Origin of the sequence: Kitasatospora sp. NBC_00039 (genome assembly GCF_045160625.1) — a bacterium.
Classification (GTDB): domain Bacteria; phylum Actinomycetota; class Actinomycetes; order Streptomycetales; family Streptomycetaceae; genus Kitasatospora.
Genome location: NZ_CP108289.1, coordinates 7431107 through 7447101, shown reverse-complemented (window position 1 = coordinate 7447101; position 15995 = coordinate 7431107). Strand labels below are relative to the sequence as shown.

14 protein-coding genes are annotated in these 15995 nt (G+C 71.9%); 9 read left to right on the top strand and 5 right to left on the bottom strand.

The annotated features are described in order from the left end of the window. Positions 1-56: 56 nt before the first annotated feature. Complete coding sequence (locus OG286_RS33105; RefSeq protein WP_405366092.1) at positions 57-1067, bottom strand: carbohydrate kinase; 1011 nt, start codon at positions 1065-1067, stop codon at positions 57-59. 211 nt (positions 1068-1278) lie between these two features. On the opposite strand from OG286_RS33105, the gene OG286_RS33100 reads away from it, so the two are divergent. From OG286_RS33100 to OG286_RS33085, 4 genes are read left to right on the top strand one after another with little or no spacing between them, the layout of a single operon-like run. Then, positions 1279-2292, top strand: a complete 1014-nt coding sequence (locus OG286_RS33100) for a sugar ABC transporter substrate-binding protein (RefSeq protein WP_396320982.1) — start codon at positions 1279-1281, stop codon at positions 2290-2292. A 56-nt stretch (positions 2293-2348) separates the two neighbouring features. Beyond that, on the top strand, positions 2349-3347 hold the full coding sequence (locus tag OG286_RS33095) for an ABC transporter permease (RefSeq protein ID WP_396320981.1): 999 nt from the start codon (positions 2349-2351) through the stop codon (positions 3345-3347). After that, positions 3344-4171 (top strand): ATP-binding cassette domain-containing protein, encoded by an 828-nt coding sequence (locus tag OG286_RS33090; protein WP_396320980.1) that lies wholly within the window; start codon positions 3344-3346, stop codon positions 4169-4171. The genes OG286_RS33095 and OG286_RS33090 overlap by 4 nt, the downstream gene beginning before the upstream one ends. A gap of 57 nt (positions 4172-4228) precedes the next feature. After that, entirely contained in the window at positions 4229-5251 is a 1023-nt protein-coding gene (locus tag OG286_RS33085) for a LacI family DNA-binding transcriptional regulator (protein ID WP_396320978.1), read from the top strand. A 169-nt stretch (positions 5252-5420) separates the two neighbouring features. On the opposite strand, the gene OG286_RS33080 is transcribed toward OG286_RS33085, so the two are convergent. Beyond that, positions 5421-6752 (bottom strand): PHB depolymerase family esterase, encoded by a 1332-nt coding sequence (locus OG286_RS33080; RefSeq protein WP_405365971.1) that lies wholly within the window; start codon positions 6750-6752, stop codon positions 5421-5423. 414 nt (positions 6753-7166) lie between these two features. On the opposite strand from OG286_RS33080, the gene OG286_RS33075 reads away from it, so the two are divergent. After that, complete coding sequence (locus OG286_RS33075) at positions 7167-7625, top strand: RHS repeat-associated core domain-containing protein (RefSeq protein ID WP_396321293.1); 459 nt, start codon at positions 7167-7169, stop codon at positions 7623-7625. Positions 7626-7834: 209 nt separating this feature from the next. Here the strand turns inward: OG286_RS33075 and OG286_RS33070 are convergent, their stop codons facing one another. Further along, positions 7835-8851 carry an adenosine deaminase gene (locus OG286_RS33070; protein WP_405365970.1) on the bottom strand — a complete coding sequence of 339 codons (1017 nt, stop codon included), beginning with the start codon at positions 8849-8851 and terminating at the stop codon, positions 7835-7837. 309 nt (positions 8852-9160) lie between these two features. On the opposite strand from OG286_RS33070, the gene OG286_RS33065 reads away from it, so the two are divergent. Continuing rightward, entirely contained in the window at positions 9161-9391 is a 231-nt protein-coding gene (locus OG286_RS33065; protein WP_396320975.1) for a DUF6269 family protein, read from the top strand. Positions 9392-9489: 98 nt separating this feature from the next. Continuing rightward, positions 9490-9681: a hypothetical protein gene (locus OG286_RS33060; protein WP_396320974.1), complete on the top strand. Its 192-nt coding sequence runs from the start codon at positions 9490-9492 to the stop codon at positions 9679-9681. 244 nt (positions 9682-9925) lie between these two features. Here OG286_RS33060 and OG286_RS33055 read toward each other — a convergent pair whose 3' ends face one another. Both OG286_RS33055 and OG286_RS33050 read right to left on the bottom strand, forming a co-directional pair. Then, positions 9926-10768 (bottom strand): LuxR family transcriptional regulator, encoded by an 843-nt coding sequence (locus OG286_RS33055; RefSeq protein ID WP_396320973.1) that lies wholly within the window; start codon positions 10766-10768, stop codon positions 9926-9928. 78 nt (positions 10769-10846) lie between these two features. Next, a complete protein-coding gene (locus OG286_RS33050; protein ID WP_396320972.1) occupies positions 10847-11527 on the bottom strand; it encodes a response regulator transcription factor in 681 nt (226 codons plus the stop codon). 755 nt (positions 11528-12282) lie between these two features. On the opposite strand from OG286_RS33050, the gene OG286_RS33045 reads away from it, so the two are divergent. Beyond that, positions 12283-15042 (top strand): AMP-binding protein, encoded by a 2760-nt coding sequence (locus OG286_RS33045; RefSeq protein WP_396320971.1) that lies wholly within the window; start codon positions 12283-12285, stop codon positions 15040-15042. Then, positions 15039-15992, top strand: a complete 954-nt coding sequence (locus OG286_RS33040; protein WP_396320970.1) for an NAD-dependent epimerase/dehydratase family protein — start codon at positions 15039-15041, stop codon at positions 15990-15992. The genes OG286_RS33045 and OG286_RS33040 overlap by 4 nt, the downstream gene beginning before the upstream one ends. Positions 15993-15995 lie beyond the last annotated feature (3 nt).

Genomic DNA, 15995 nt, shown 5'->3' with positions numbered 1-15995 from the left:
CTCATGTCATCGATGACAGCGGCTGCGGAGGATGATGGGCGGCCGCCGACGCGCCGTCAAGAGCCCTGGCGCTGACGGGGTGTGCCGAGCTGCTCCGCCCACGGCGGGTTGGGGCCGGGAACCGAGCAGGTCAGGGCCGCGACCTCGGCGGCGAAGCGGCAGGCCGCGGCGGCCTCGGCGAGGCTCAGCCCGCCGAGCCGCCCGCCGAGCCGGCCCAGGTGCGCGAGGCGGTGCAGCAGCCCGGCGGTGAACGAGTCGCCCGCACCGACGGTGTCCACCACCGCGACCTCGGGCGCCGGCACCCGGACCCGCTCGCCGTCCAGCGAGACCAGCGCCCCCGCGCCGCCGAGGGTGATCACCACCAGCCGGGCGCCGGCCGCGTGCCAACCGTCGCAGGCCCGCTCCGGCGGGACGCCGGGCAGCAGCAGCTCCAGGTCGTCCGAGCTGAGCCGCAGGATGTCCGCCAGCTCGCACCACCGGTCGAGCCGGGCCCGGTAGACCGCCGGATCGACCAGCTGCGGGCGGACGTTGGGATCGATCGAGACGGTGAGCCCGGCCCGCGCCCGCTCGACGAGGTGCTCGACCAGAGCGCCCCCGGGCTCGCGGACCAGCGCGAGCGAGCCGGTGTGCAGGCAGCTCGCGTCGGCGAGCGGCAGGGCGGCGAGCTCGGCCCCGCTCCACTGCCAGTCGGCGGCGCGGTCGGCGTGGAACGCGTAGCGCGCCTGGCCGAGGTCGTCCACGGTGGCGATGGCGAGCGTGCTGGGCTCGGGGGCCGCCACCACCGCGCCCAGGTCGACCCCGGCGCTGCCGAGGTGGGCGCGGAACAGGCCCCCGAAGGCGTCGTCGGAGATCCGGCCGAGGAAGCGGGTGGGCGTGCCGAGCCGGGCCAGCGCGACGGCGGTGTTGGCCGGCCCGCCGCCGGGCAGCACGCGCAGGGCCAGCTCGCCCGGACGGGCGCCGGCCGGATCGGCGAAGGTGTCGGCGACGCACTCGCCGAGGACCGCGACAAATCGCTGGGACACGAAGGACCGCCTCTCGCGGATCGGTGGAGGAATGTCGCGCGGCATGGTCGTCAACTCGCGGCTGTCACGTGGCATTTCGACCGCGTTACCCAGTTGTTACGCCCGGGGGGCTTGCCCGCCGCGCCGGGCTGACTTCATCATCCTCGGCAAGGCGATGTCAACGTTGACAGTCAACGTTGACAGTCGGCGCGTCGACTTCGGCCGGCGAGACCTGACACCGCCCCGGACCTCCGCACACCGCTCAGGGAGCCACCGCATGCCCCGTATCCCCGCCCTCGCCCGCGTCGCCGCCTGCGCCACCGTCGCGGCACTCGCCCTCACCGCCTGCGGCTCCGGCTCCAAGGGCTCGTCCGGCGCCGACGCGTCGGGCGGCGCCGTCAAGGTCGGCCTGATCACCAAGACCGACACCAACCCCTTCTTCGTCAAGATGAAGCAGGGCGCCGAGAAGTCCGCCAAGGAGAACGGCGCCACCCTGGTCACCGCCGCCGGGAAGTTCGACGGTGACAACGCCGGCCAGATCGCCGCCCTCGAGAACATGGTCGCCACCGGGGTCAAGGGCGTCCTGATCACCCCCAGCGACTCCAAGGCGATCCTGCCCGCGATCAAGAAGGCCCGGGACAAGGGCGTGCTGGTGATCGCCCTGGACAGCCCGACCGACCCGCAGGAGGGCACCGACGCCCTGTTCGCCACCGACAACAAGCAGGCCGGCGTGCTGATCGGCCAGTACGCCAAGGCCGCCATGGCGGGCCGGACCGCGAAGATCGCCACCCTGGACCTCGCCCCCGGCGTCGCCGTCGGCCGGCTGCGCCACGACGGCTTCCTGCAGGGCTTCGGCGTCGCCGCCGACGACCCCGCCCTGGTCTGCTCGCAGGACACCGGCGGCGACCAGGCCAAGGCCCAGACCGCGATGGAGAACTGCCTGCAGAAGGCGCCCGACCTCAACGTCGTCTACACCATCAACGAGCCCGCCGCGCTGGGCGCGTACACCGCGCTCAAGGCCAAAGGCCGGGAGAAGGACGTCCTCGTCGTCTCGGTCGACGGCGGCTGCACCGGCACCCAGGCCGTCAAGGACGGGAAGATCGCCGCCACTTCGCAGCAGTACCCGCTGGTCATGGCCGCCAAGGGCGTCAAGGCGGTGGCCGACTACGCCAAGGGCGGCGCCAAGCCCACCGGCTACACCGACACCGGCGTCACCCTGATCACCGACCAGCCGCAGGCCGGCGTGGACGCCAAGGACACCGCCTACGGCCTGGAGAACTGCTGGGGCTGACCGGCCCGCCCCTCAACACCCCGCCTCCGCTCCCCCGCTCCCCCGAGGATCCGCCGATGACCACGACCACCGCCCCGTACGCGGAACTCCAGCCGCCACCGCTCGCCCGCCGCCTGCTCGCCGCGCCCACCGCCGGACCGCTGGCCGCGCTGGTGCTGGCCTGCGCCTTCTTCACCCTGACCACCGACACCTTCCTCTCCGGCGGCAACTTCTCGCTGATCATCCAGCAGGTGATGGTGGTCGGGGCGCTGGCGATCGGGCAGACCCTGATCATCCTGACCGCCGGCATCGACCTCTCCTGCGGTGCGGTGATGGCCTTCGGCTCGATCACCATGGCCAAGCTCGCCGCCGAGGGCACCGTGCCGCCGCTGGTCGCCATCGCCCTCGGCCTGGCGGTCTGCGCGGCCTTCGGCCTGGCCAACGGCCTGCTGGTGCAGCTCATCCCGCTGCCGCCGTTCATCGTCACCCTCGGCATGCTGAACGTCGCCTTCGCGCTCACCCACGTCTACTCGGACGAGCAGACCGTCACCGACCTGCCCGGCCCGCTCACCTTCCTCGGCGGCACCTTCCCGCTCGGCAACACCGACATGACGTACGGTTCGGTGCTCGCCCTGGCGCTGTTCGCACTCTTCGCCTACCTCCTCTCCCGCACCGCCTGGGGCCGGCACGTCTACGCCCTCGGCAACGGCCGCGACGCCGCCCGCCTCAACGGCATCCGCACCGGCCGCCTGACCATCGGCCTCTACGCCCTGGCCGGCCTGGTCTACGGCGTCGCCTCCCTGCTGCTGGTCTCGCGCACCGGCGTCGGCGACCCGCAGGCCGGACAGACCGACAACCTGGACTCCATCACCGCCGTGGTGCTCGGCGGCACCAGCCTGTTCGGCGGCCGCGGCAGCGTGCTCGGCTCGCTGATCGGCGCGTTGATCGTCGGGGTCTTCCGCAACGGGCTGCAGCTGATGGGCGTCGCCTCGATCTACCAGACCCTGATCACCGGCGTGCTGGTGATCCTCGCCGTGACCGTCGACCAGATCTCCCGGAAGCGAGCCAGCCGATGACCACGACCCCCGTCCTCCAGGCCCGCGGCCTGGTCAAGCGCTACGGCCACGTCACCGCGATCGACGGCGCCGACTTCGACCTCATGCCCGGCGAGGTGCTGGCCGTCATCGGCGACAACGGCGCGGGCAAGTCCAGCCTGATCAAGGCGCTCACCGGCGCGATCACCCCGGACGAGGGCGAGATCCGGCTGAACGGGGAGCCGGTCCGGTTCGCCGGCCCGCAGGACGCCCGGGCGGCCGGCATCGAGACGGTCTACCAGGACCTCGCCGTCGCACCGTCCATGGACATCGCCGCCAACATGTTCCTCGGCCGGGAGCTGCGCCGGCCGGGCGTCCTCGGCACGGTGTTCCGCAGCCTGGACCGCGCGCGGATGCGCGAGGAGGCGGCCGCCCACATGGCCGACCTGAAGATCGGTCTGCGCTCGCTCACCCAGCCGGTGGAGACCCTCTCCGGCGGCCAGCGGCAGGCGGTCGCGGTGGCCCGCGCGGTCGCCTGGGCGCGCAGCGTGGTGGTGATGGACGAGCCGACCGCGGCGCTCGGGGTCAAGGAGTCCGGGCAGGTGCTCGACCTGATCCGGCGGGTGCGCGACCGCGGCCTGCCGGTCGTGCTGATCAGCCACAACATGCCGCACGTCTTCGAGATCGCCGACCGGATCCACGTCCACCGGCTCGGGCGGCGGGCCGCGCTTATCCGGCCCGGTGACCACTCGATGTCCGAGGTGGTGGCCATCATGACCGGTGCGCTCACCGTCGCCGAGGACGGCAGCGGTACTGTCGTCGCGGACGCGGACGCCGCCCAGGCCGCCGGGGTCCGCACCAGCTGAGCAGTCCAGGGCGGCCCGGGCCGGGGCCGGGCCGCCACCCGACAGAAACGGTGATCCATGGCCGCGACCCGTCGTCCGACGCTGCACGACGTCGCCCAGGAGGTCGGCGTGAGCGCCAAGACCGTCTCCCGCGTGCTCAACAACGACGGACCGACCTCCGCCGCGACCCGGGAGAAGGTCCTCGCTGCCGTCGCCCGGCTCGGCTTCCAGCCCAACCTGATGGCCCGCAACATCCGCACCGGCGGCCCGGACACCACCATCGGCCTGGTCGTCCCCGACATGGGAAACCCCTTCTTCGGCACGGTCGCCGGCGGGATCGAGTCCGCCGTCCGCGAACGCGGGCTCACCCTGCTGCTCGGCTCCTCCGGCGACGACCCGGCCCGCGAACGCGACCTGATCTCCACCTTCCTGGCCCGCCGGGTCAGCGCGCTCATGGTCGTCCCGGCCGACGGTTCGGACCACGCCCACCTCAAGTCCGCCCGCGCCGCCGGGCTGCCGGTCGTCTTCCTGGACCGCCCCGGCGCCGGCCTCGCCGCCGACTGCGTGGTCTCCTCCAACCGCGACGGCGCCCGGGTCGGCGTCGCCCACCTGATCGCCCGGGGTCACCAGCGGATCGGCTTCATCGGCGACCTGCCGACCACCCTGTACACCCGCCGCGAACGCCTGGCCGGCTACAAGGACGCACTCGCCGCCGCCGGCCTCCCGTACGACCGCGCGCTGGTGGCCGGCGCGCACGGCCAGCCGGACGCGGCCACCGCCACCGACCGGCTGCTCTCCCTCCCGGAACCGCCCACCGCGCTGTTCGCCGCCAACAACTTCGCCGCCATGGGCACCGTCTCCGCCCTCGCCCACGCCGGACGGCGCGAGGTCGCCCTGGTCGCCTTCGACGACATCCCCCTCGCCGACATCCTGGAGCCCGCACTCACCGTCGTCGCCCAGGACCCGGCCGAACTCGGCGCCGCCGCCGCGCGCACCGCGCTCGCCCGCCTCGACGGCGACCGCGGCCGCGCCCGCACCGCCGTGGTCACCACCCGCCTCATCCCCCGCGGCTCCGGCGAACTCCCCCCACCCCGCCGCTGACCCGGCGTGGCCGGTCGGATCGGGCGCTCGGCGAGGGCCTCCGCCGAACGGCCCGACGGCCGCCAAGAGCCCCGACCGGGGCCGGGGCCGGCATCAACCCATCCGAGGCGGCAGATCTGGCGGGACCCCGACGGGCGGTCGCCAGGGTCCTACCATCGCGCACGCGGTGTCATCCCAGGGTCCACTGCTGATTCCTGCCGCCGCTGCAGGTCCACAGCTGGACGGGCGACCCGTCAGCGGTGGCCAAGCCGGCCACATCCAGGCAGAGCCCCGACTGCACCCCGGTGATGGTGCCGTTCGAGTTCAGCTTCCACTGCTGGTTGGCCTGGCCGTTGCAGGACCAGACGATCGCCTTGGTGCCGGGACTCGTGCCGTGCGCATTGGCGTCCAGGCACAGCGTGGTGCCGCCCACGGTCACGGTCAGCTGGTTCGACGGAGTACGGGTCCAGGTCTGGTTCGCACCGCCGTGGCAAGCGTAGATCTGCTGCTGCGTGCCCAGCGTCGCGTTGTTCGCATCGGTCAGGCACTTGCCCGCATCCACCGCGTGCAGCGCGCCGGTCGTACCGCCGCCGGAGGACCCCGCGTCCAGGCCCATGAAGTGGATGGCGGACGCGGCCATCGCGGAACCCTGTACCGGCAGTTGGTGCCCGGCCCCGGCGATGCCGTACGCCTCGACCTGGGTGGCGCCGGCGCTGTTGTTGTACCGAGTACGGGTCCAGTTGGCCACGGGGGTGTCCGTGGCCGACGGGGTCTGGCTCACGCCGAGGACATCGGTCCACTGCTTGATTTCTTCACCGAGGTTGTTGAAGCTCAGCGTCGTGTCGGCGGTTCCGTGCCACAGCTGCACGCGCGGACGCGGACCGGTGTAGCCGGGATCCCCCGTGTTGCGCACCAGGCCGCCCCACTGCTGCGGGGTCATGGACAGCTTGCCCTGGGCGCAGGCCGGGTTCCAGCCGCGTACGGAGCCGGTGTAGAAGCAGTGGTAGGGAACTCCCATGAACGCCGCACCCGCCTTGAACACATCGGGGTAGTCGGCGAGCATCACGTTCGTCATCATCCCGCCCGACGACTCGCCGGTCACGTACACGAGGTCGGCGTTGCCGCCGTAGTGCTGCTCCGTGTAGGTGATCATCGACATGAGCCCGACCGGGTCACTGCCGCCGTTGCGGGTCAACGCCTGGTCGGAGGAGACGTCCCAGCAGCTTCCGCCGGGGTTCGTCGAAGGGTAGATGACCAGGAAACCGTACTGGTCGGCCAGCGACGCGAAGTCGGTACTCGAGTACAGGTAGGGCCCCGTCCCCTGGCACCCGTGCAGGGCCAGCAGGATCGGGGGGTTGGCCTTGACGTTGTTCGGCACGTACAGGTGCATGAGCAGCCCGGTCGGATTGGTGCCGAAGTTCGTGATCTGGGTCAGCGAGGCGGCGGCGGCCTGCGAGGCGGCGGCGGCCTGCGGGGCGGCCTGGAGGCTCAGGCCGAGCGCGAGGCCGATCGCAGCAGCCATGCCGAGCAAGCGGGACCTGAGGGAGCGGGATCGGAACATGGGACCTCTCCGTCCGAAATTGTTTTGAGCCTGAATTATGTTCCGGTGCGACCGCCGAAAAGACAACACTCCGAGCAGCACCGGTCCCTGTGACGGTCAGTCGAACAGGGCTCCGGGCCGGACTCCGCCGCGGCGGGACCGGTCCACCGGCGCCCTCACCAGCGCCCAGGCCGGCGGACAGTCCACCGACTTCGTCTATGACGCCGACGGCAACCGCCTCATCCGCCGTACCCCCGATGGCCACCGCACCCTCTACATCACCGGAAGCGAGATCACCGCGGACAACGCCGGCACCGTCACCGCCACCCGCTACTACGCCACCGGCGACACCACCGTCGCCGCCCGCCGCACCGGCGGCGCCAACGGCACCCTCTCCTGGCTCATCGGCGACGCCCAAGGCACCCAGCACCTCGCCGTCAACACCGCCACCAACACCGTCGACCGCCAGGACTACACCCCTTCGGCACCCAGCAGGGCACTACTGGCAGCCTCCGCACTGCCACCGACCGGGGCTTCCTCAACAAGACCGAGGACGACACCACCGGCCTCACCGCCCTCGGCGCCCGCTACTACGACCCCACCATCGCCCGCTTCATCTCCCCCGGCCCCCTCCTCGACCAACGCACCCCCAACTACGAGCAAGCGCAGGCCAGGCGGATCTCCGCCCGGTCCGATCAGAGGGCACACTCGGGGGCACATTCGAGCGGGTCACCCCGGGACAGTCCAGGTCAGAGCAGTGTCCGATTACCCACTATCAGTCCACATATAGGCTCATTTGCGCAGGCCGGCGCGGTCCGCGTCCAGTCCTGGTACTACTGGAGCACTCTGGTCTGAGTTCCCCGCCGGCCCGGGGCGGCGACGACCCAGTCCCGCATCTACGTCCACCCCGTCCGCCTGGGCCGCGGCACCCCGCTCTTCCCCGCCACCGCCCACCACGACGACCTCACGCTCCTGGAGACCCACCCCTTCCCCAACGGCGTCGTCCTGCTCCGCTACGGCCGGGAAGGCGCCGGGCGGGAAGGCGCGGGCCGGGAGGACGCCGGTCAGGCGTCGACGGGCTCCAAGGCCTCGAGGGGCTCGAACGCGTAGGCCGCCACCTCGGCGAGGAGGGCGGCGCGGCGGGGCTCGTCCAGGAAGGACGCGCGGAAGGAGTTGGCGGCGAGCAGGCGCAGCTTCTCGCGGTCGAGCTTCAGGGCCTCCTCGACGGCGCGGAAGTTGTCGTCCGCGTAGCCGCCGAAGTAGGCGGGGTCGTCGGAGTTGACGGTGACCAGGAGGCCGGCGGCGAGCATGGCCGGGAGGGGGTGGTCGGCCAGGGTGTCGATGCAGCGGAGGCGGACGTTGGAGAGCGGGCAGAGGGTGAGCGGGATCTGCTCGCGGACGAGGCGGTCGACCAGGTCCGGGTCCTCCAGGCAGCGCAGGCCGTGGTCGATCCGCTCGACCCCGAGGACGTCGAGGGCCTCGGTGATGTAGGCGGCGGGGCCCTCCTCGCCGGCGTGGGCGACGCGGTGCAGGCCGGCCTCGGCCGCCAGGCGGTAGACCTCACGGAACTTGGCGGGCGGGTGGCCGACCTCCGCCGAGTCGAGGCCGATGCCGGTGATCCGGCCGAAGTACGGGCGGGCCGCCTCGAAGGTCTCCAGCGCGGACTCGGCGGACTCGTCCCGCAGGAAGCACATGATCAGGCGGGTGCTGACGCCGTACCGCTCCTCGCTCCGGTCCAGCGCGCGGCCGAGGCCCTCCACCACGACGCCTAGCGGCACGCCGCGGGCGGTGTGCGCCTGCGGGTCGAAGAAGATCTCGGCGTGCCGCACGCCCTGCGCGGCGGCCCGGGCCAGGTAGGCGTCGGCGAGGTCGGCGAAGTCCTGCTCGGTGCGCAGCACGGCCATCAGCGCGTAGTAGAGGTCCAGGAAGGACTGCAGGTCGGTGAAGGAGTACGCGCGGCGCAGCTCCTCGGTGTCGGCGTACGGGAGGGTGACGCCGCCGCGCGCGGCGAGGGCGAAGGCGAGTTCGGGCTCCAGCGTGCCTTCGATGTGCAGGTGGAGTTCGGCCTTGGGAAGCGGCATGGGTGATCGGTCCGAGCTGTGGGAGGGAAAGGGAAGGCAACGTGACGGCAGGACGGCGGAGTAGTCATCGTACGATCCGATCGACGAGCACCGGCCCCGAGGGCCGCACCGGACCGCTGCACGGTCGGGCCGGCGATGCCGGGCCCGGCCGCCCGGGCGGCCGTGGCACTGCCCGGCCCACCCGCCCGGAGGGCCACACAGGAGTGACGGGCTGCGGAAATATAGGTTGATTAAAGGCTCGCCATACCGGGGCCGCCGAAGCTCGGCGTACGGGGTACTACACCATCGGCTCCACGCTCAGGAGGAGACATGTACGACGACCGGGTCGACGGAGTTCGAGTCCCCCACCCGCTGACCGTCCTGGACCGGATCGAACAGGACAACGCCTGCGAACAGGAGTCGCAGCTCCAGGAGGGCGGCACGCCCTGGGCCGAGGTGCTGGCCGCGTACATCGACGTGCTGACCGAGCTGATCGTCTCGCACCACGAGGAGCAGGCGAAGACCCGGCCGAAGGTGCGGATCGACGACGAAGGCCTGTGAAAGCGATTCGAAAGGGCCCCGGAATCGGCCGTCCGTAGCGTTCTCGGAACGAGGTCGCAGGCATCGAGCGCCTGCCCCAGGAAGCCGAGGAGAACCCCGTGCGCCGCAGCGCCGTCACCGCCCGGACCCGTGCCCGCCTCGCTCAGCTGGTCGCCCGTACGGCGATGGTCCTCGCGGTCGCCGGAGCGGTCACGGTCGCGCAGCCGTCCCAGGACACCGGGCAGGCCCGGTCGGCGCAGGTGTCCGCCACCGTGGTGGCGGTGGCCACGCACGACGACCCCTGGGTGTGACCGGCGCAGCCGCTCCAGCGGTGAAGGAATTCCAACAGCTGCGCGTCGACCGGCTGCTCGATGAGGTCCCCGGCCGGCGCCGGACCGGACCGCCCGGCCCTCGACCCGGATGTCGAGCGGGCCAGGACCCGGACGACCAGCCGATGCACGAGCTGCCCTCCTCCGGGCGGCCGCGACGACCGCGCTGTCAGGAAGGTCCCGGCACGGGCCGGTGCCGGGCCGCCGGGGCCGCCGGGGCCGACACTCAGCCGGTCTCGGGCCGGCCGGGGCCCGGGCTGAGCCGGTGCGGGGCGGGTCCGGGGCGGGCGGGGGCAGGCCGGCCGTCCGGACCGGCCGGGGGCAGCAGACCCAGCTCGGCCGCGCGGACCCCGGCCTGGAAGCGGGAGGACGCGCCAAGCAGTGTCATGATCTCCGCGACGTAGCGCCGGTAGGTGCGCACCGAGACGGTCAGGTCGCGGGCGGCGACCTCGTCGGTGACCCCGGCTCGCAGGGCGCCGAGGATCTGGCGGGCGAAGGCGGCACGCGTGCGGTCGCCGAAGACGATCCGCTCGTTGGCGGGCACGGCGGTGCGCCAGACGTTCTCGAACAGGATGCGGAGCGTGTGGATCACCTCCGGCACCCGGATCACCGAGGAATGACGGGCGGCCACCGACCCGGTGACGACCAGCGCGGTCGTCTGGTCGACGATGATCGCCTGGAGCGGTGGGACCCTGGCCACCCGGATCGCGACCGGGCGCTCCCGGCCGAGCTGCTCGCGGACGAAGCCCTCGTCGAGCAGGTCGGGGGCGGTGAGCAGGCGCACTCCGACGGTGGGGTCCGCGTTGTAGAGCAGCTCCCGCTCGGCGCGTTCCTCCCGGTCCTCGCCCTGGAGGCGGCGGGCGTGCATGATGTCGATACTCGTCCGGGCCCCCTCGATCATCTCCTCGGCCGTGTCGAGGATGGCGTCGTACCGCCCACCGACCGTGGTGATGAGCCGGTCGTCCGAGTACCGGTCGCGGTGCATCACGACGGTGGACTCGATCAGTGCGCTCACCCCGAGCAGTGCCTCCTCCAGTTCGTCAGCGGCCCGGTCCGACACGTTACTCATGTCCCCTCAACAGTTCTGCTCGATTCACCCGCTGCGCGGGCACACTCCTGGGCGGCGCCGGGCTTCTCCCGGGGCCGGTCAGCCGTTCGCGGAGAGAAGCCCCAGTTCCACGGCCCGCACGCCCGCCTGGAAGCGGGACGTGGCACCCAGTTCGCGCATGATCTCGGCCACGTGGCGGCGGTAGGTGCGGAGCGAGACGTTCAGCTCCTGCGCGGCCGCCTCGTCGGTGTGACCCTCGCGCAGCATCTCCAGGATGCGCCGGGTCGGCTCCTTGCAGAGCTTCGGGCTCAGGCCGAGGTGGTCGAGCAACGGACGGGCACGGGACCAGGCGCCGGCGACCAGCAGGTCGAGCGCGCGGACCACGGCCGGATCCTTGATCTGGACGGCATGGCCGCCGCAGTCCTGCGACGTGGAACGGACCAGTGCGCCGCGGCCGTCGACGAGCAGTGCCTCGCGCAACTCGGCCTCGGAGACGCGTACTTCGACCCGGAGACCCGGCAGTCGCCGGGCCACGGCGAGGGCGGCGTCGGTCGCGGCGCCGGAGCAGAGCACCCGTACCACGACTGCGCCCTCGGCTGACGGGTCCGCACCCGGACGGACGGAGCCGGACGCCCCGTGGGCCGCCAGGCGGGTCAGCGCCGCGGTCGCCAGGCCGACGAACTCACCCGCGGCGGTGAGTGTCAGGCTCACGGACCGGCGGGCACCGCCGACCAGCTCGTCCAGGGCCCCGATCATCGCGTCGCCGTCGGTCCGCGTCACGAGAGGGTGACCGCCGGCCCGCTGCCGGTGCAACGAGACGGTCGACTCGATCAGAGCGCGGGCCTGTAACAGAGCCTGCTCCACGTGTTCCGCATGTGCCCGCGGGTCGCCTGCCTCCGCCGCTCCCGTACCTGATGTCTCTACCACTGCCACCGCCCCCGTTGATCCACCCCGTGTTGCTCCCTTACACGCGATCGCAGCCACCGATTTTCGTCAAGCGGTTTTCGGACGCACCGCTGGACGGACCGAGTCGACTGTTCAGGGATAAACCAGATTCGCGTGAATGGGCCAAAGATCGCCGCAACACTAGTTTGCGTCCTTCACCCAGTCAACGAGAGGCCCGCCTCGACGGCGGGCGCACTGATACCAGAGCATTCCCCGCGACATCGGCGGATCGGATATTTTGTCAGCAAGCTGCCGACTCCTTGCCGAAGAGACGGTCACTCGCTCCGCTTTCGGCACCGGCGGCGATCCGCCCCTCACGTGCCGTGAGCGCGCGGCGCCGCTTCAGGCCAGCACCCGCTGCCCCGACCGGGGGCCGACCTACGGTTCCCCCGTGACCACAACCGCCACAACCGCCCCATGGCGACCGGGTTGCCGCCGGCCACATCCGGCCCACTCGGCTTGAACATCTGTCCCATCTTTCCCTCATGTCTTCCCCGAATGGTCCGCCGCTATGCCGGAATCCACCGGAAATGCGGTCTTCTCCCGATCCACGCCCGTCCGAACCGACAGCCAAGGCACTGGAGAAAACCATGGAATTCCCCCCAAAGACCGTCGCCGACCTGCTACTTCGCGCCGCAACCGCGCACCCCGGCACCGGGATCCGCTACTGCTCGGGTGCAGCCGGCACCGACTACCGCGACCAGAGCCACTCCGAACTGCTGCAGGAGGCACGCCGCGTGCTCGCCGGCCTGCGCGCCCGCGGAGTCCGGCCGCAGGACAAGGTCGTGCTCCTGCTGGAGCACCAGCCCGACTTCCTCGCCGCGTTCTGGGCCGCGGTGCTCGGTGGCTTCGTCCCCTGCCCGATGGCGCCGCAGCGCGGCGACCAGGACCGCTGGAGCGCCCAACTCACCCATGTCAACGAGCTGCTGGACCAGCCCCTGGTGATCACCAGCGAGACGATCGCGGCCGAACTGCCCGCGGTGGACGGCCTCGCCGTCGCCACCCTCGCCTCGCTCCGCGAGGCCGCGCCGGACCCGGCCGAGGAGCTGTACCGCGCGGCGCCGGAGGACCTGGCCGTCCTCGTCCTGACCTCCGGCTCGACCGGCAACTCCAAGGCGGTCAGGCTCAGCCACGCCAACCTGCTGGCGTCCATGGCCGGAAAGAACGGCTACCACCGCCTCACCGCCGCCGACACCAGCCTCAACTGGGTCTCGTTCGACCATGTCGCCGCCCTGCTGGAATGCCATCTGCTGCCGCTCTCGGCCGGCTGCCGCCAGGTCCATGTCCCGGCGCAGGTCGTCCTCGGGGAGCCCCTGGAGTTCCTGCGGCTCGCCTCCGAGCACCGGGTGACCATGACCTTCACCCCCAACTTCCTTCTGGGGCTGCTGAACTCGGCCGCCGACCGGGTGTCCGAGGCGGAGCTGGAGCAGCTGGACCTGACCGGACTGCGGCACATCGTCAGCGGCGGCGAGGCCGTGGTCTGCACCACCGGCCGGACCTTCCTGGAGCGGTTCGCGCCGTACGGCCTCACCCCCACCGCGCTCTGGCCCGCGTTCGGCATGACGGAGACCTGCGCCGGCAGCATCTACTCCCTCGCCTTCCCCCGGGCCGACGAGGGCGAGGAGTTCGCGAACCTCGGCACGCCGGTCGCCGGGCTGCGGATGCGGGTCGCCGGCCACGAGGACCGCGCGCTGCCCGAGGGCGAGGTGGGCGAACTCCAGCTGAACGGCCCGATGATCACCGGCGGCTACCACAACAACGAGCAGGCGACCCGGGACGCCTTCACCGCCGACGGCTGGTTCCGCAGCGGCGACCTCGGCCGGATCGACGGCGGGCGGCTCACCCTCGTCGGCCGCAGCAAGGACAGCGTCATCGTCAACGGCGTCAACTACTTCAGCCACGAGATCGAGACCGTGCTGGAGCGGCTGGACGGTGTCGCCCGTTCCTACGTCGCGGCGTTCCCCACCCGCCCGGCCGGCAGCGACACCGAGCAGCTGGTGATCGCCTTCAGCCCGGAGGTGCCCTGGGAGGACGAGGCCGGCCTCTACCGGGTCCTGGCCTCGGTGCGCAGCAGCGTGGTGATGCAGTGGGGCTTCCGGCCCGCCCTCATCCTGCCGCTGCCCGCCGAGGCCTTTCCCAAGACGAGTCTCGGAAAGATCCAGCGTTCGCTGATGCGCAACCGGCTGGAGACCGGCTGGTTCGAGCAGGAGGTCAGTGACGTCCGGGAGTTGACACTGCGCCGGCTCGGCGGTCACATCGCGCCGGAGGGCGGGACCGAGCGCGTCCTCGCCGGGATCTACGGCGAGCTCTTCGACACCGACCCGGCCCTGATCAGCGCCACCGCCAGCTTCTTCGACCTGGGCGGCACCTCGCTGGACATCCTGCGGCTGCGCAGCCTGGTGGCGGAGCGCCTGGGCGTGCCCGGTCTGCAGATCATCACCGTCCTGACCTCACCCACCGTCCGGTCGCTCGCCGCCCGGCTCACCGGGCCGCGGGGGCCCGGTGAGCCCGACTTCGACCCGATCGTGCCGATGCAGCTGAGCGGCGACAAGACACCGCTGTTCTGCGTCCACCCCGGTGTCGGCGAGGTGCTGGTCTTCGTCAACCTCGCCCAGTACTTCGTGGGTGACCGGCCGTTCTACGCCCTGCGCGCCCGGGGCTTCAACGACGGGGAGAAGCCGTTCCGGACCTTCGAGGAGATGGTCGACACCTACGTGGCCGCGATCCGGGCCCGGCAGCCGCACGGCCCCTACGCCGTCGCCGGCTACTCCTACGGCGGCGCGGTGGCCTTCGAGATCGCCAAGGTGCTGGAGGAGCAGGGCGAGCGGGTCGACTTCGTCGGCAGCTTCAACCTGCCGCCGCACATCAAGTACCGGATGGACGAGCTGGACTTCGCCGAGACCGCCGTCAACCTGGCGTTCTTCATGGCGCTGATCGACAAGAAGCAGTCCCTGGAACTGCCCGGCCAGCTGCGCGGGCTGCCCCGGGAGGAGCAGCTGGCCCGCCTGCTCGCCGTCGCCCCGGCCGAACGGGTCGCCGAACTCGACCTGGACGCCGACCGGTTCGGCGCCTGGGCGGAGATCGCCGACCGGCTCACCGACCTGGGCCGCGATTACCGGCCCGCCGGCAGGGTCCGCGAGATGACGGTCTTCTACGCGGTGCCGCTGCGGGGCACCAAGGAGGACTGGCTGGAGAACGAGCTGCGCCGCTGGGACGACTTCACCGACGGTCCCAACCGGTACGTGGACGTTCCCGGTGAGCACTACACGCTGATGGGGCCGCAGCACGTGGCGGCCTTCCAGGCGATTCTGCGCAAGGAGCTGGACCGGGCGATGGGAGAAGGCAAGTGAGGGGCAAGAAGATCCTGGTGACCGGCGGTACCGGTCAGGTCGCCCGGCCGGTCGCGGAGGCGCTCGCCGCGGAGAACGACGTCTGGTGCATCGGCCGCTTCGGCACTCCGAGGGTGGCGGACGAGCTCCGGGCGCGGGGCGTCACGACCTGGCGGTGGGACATGGAGGACGACTCCGAGCATGCGTTCAAGGGCCTGCCGGAGGACTTCACCCACGTCATCCACTCCGCGGTCAGGCGCGGCGAGGACGGCGACTTCAACCGGACGATCGACGTCAACGTCACGGCCACCGGCCGGCTGATGGCACACTGCCGCACCGCCGAGTCCTTCCTGTTCGTGTCGACCGGCGCGCTGTACGCGCGGCAGACGCTCGACCACGCCTACACCGAGGACGATCCGGTGGACGGCGTCGCGGACTGGCTTCCGGCCTACCCGGTCGGCAAGATCGCGACCGAGGGGGCCGTCCGGGCCATGGCCCGGGTGCTCAGCCTGCCGACCACCATCGCCCGGCTCAACATCGCCTACGGCCCCGGGGGTTACGGCGGCGTGCCGATGCTGTACTTCCAGCGGATGCTCGCCGGACAGCCCATCCCGGTGCCGTTGGAGGGGCAGAACTGGTGCTCCCCCCTCTACACCAGCGACGTCGTCTCTCAGGTGCCCCGGCTGTGGGACGCCGCCTCGGTGCCCGCGACCCTGACCAACTGGGGTGGCGACGAGGCGGTCGGAATCACCGACTGCGTCCGCTACCTCGAAGAGCTGACCGGGGTGCCCGCGAAGCTGGTGCCGAGCGAAGTCACCCGGGAGACATACCAGTTCGACCCCACACTGCGCCGCCGGCTGACCGGCCCATGCGAGGTCGACTGGCGCGAGGGAATCCGCCGTACCCTCGCGGCCCTCCACCCCGATCACCTCAGGCCCGAGTACGCCGGGTCCGAGCACGCCGAGCACTGAGGA

Coding starts and splice junctions, on each gene's coding strand:
- OG286_RS33055 (WP_396320973.1), bottom strand. CDS start 10,768: ATGAGTAACGTGTCGGACCGGGCCGCTGACGAACTGGAGGAGGCACTG.
- OG286_RS33095 (WP_396320981.1), top strand. CDS start 2,349: ATGACCACGACCACCGCCCCGTACGCGGAACTCCAGCCGCCACCGCTC.
- OG286_RS33045 (WP_396320971.1), top strand. CDS start 12,283: ATGGAATTCCCCCCAAAGACCGTCGCCGACCTGCTACTTCGCGCCGCA.
- OG286_RS33065 (WP_396320975.1), top strand. CDS start 9,161: ATGTACGACGACCGGGTCGACGGAGTTCGAGTCCCCCACCCGCTGACC.
- OG286_RS33080 (WP_405365971.1), bottom strand. CDS start 6,752: ATGGCTGCTGCGATCGGCCTCGCGCTCGGCCTGAGCCTCCAGGCCGCC.
- OG286_RS33090 (WP_396320980.1), top strand. CDS start 3,344: ATGACCACGACCCCCGTCCTCCAGGCCCGCGGCCTGGTCAAGCGCTAC.
- OG286_RS33100 (WP_396320982.1), top strand. CDS start 1,279: ATGCCCCGTATCCCCGCCCTCGCCCGCGTCGCCGCCTGCGCCACCGTC.
- OG286_RS33085 (WP_396320978.1), top strand. CDS start 4,229: ATGGCCGCGACCCGTCGTCCGACGCTGCACGACGTCGCCCAGGAGGTC.
- OG286_RS33105 (WP_405366092.1), bottom strand. CDS start 1,067: ATGCCGCGCGACATTCCTCCACCGATCCGCGAGAGGCGGTCCTTCGTG.
- OG286_RS33070 (WP_405365970.1), bottom strand. CDS start 8,851: ATGCCGCTTCCCAAGGCCGAACTCCACCTGCACATCGAAGGCACGCTG.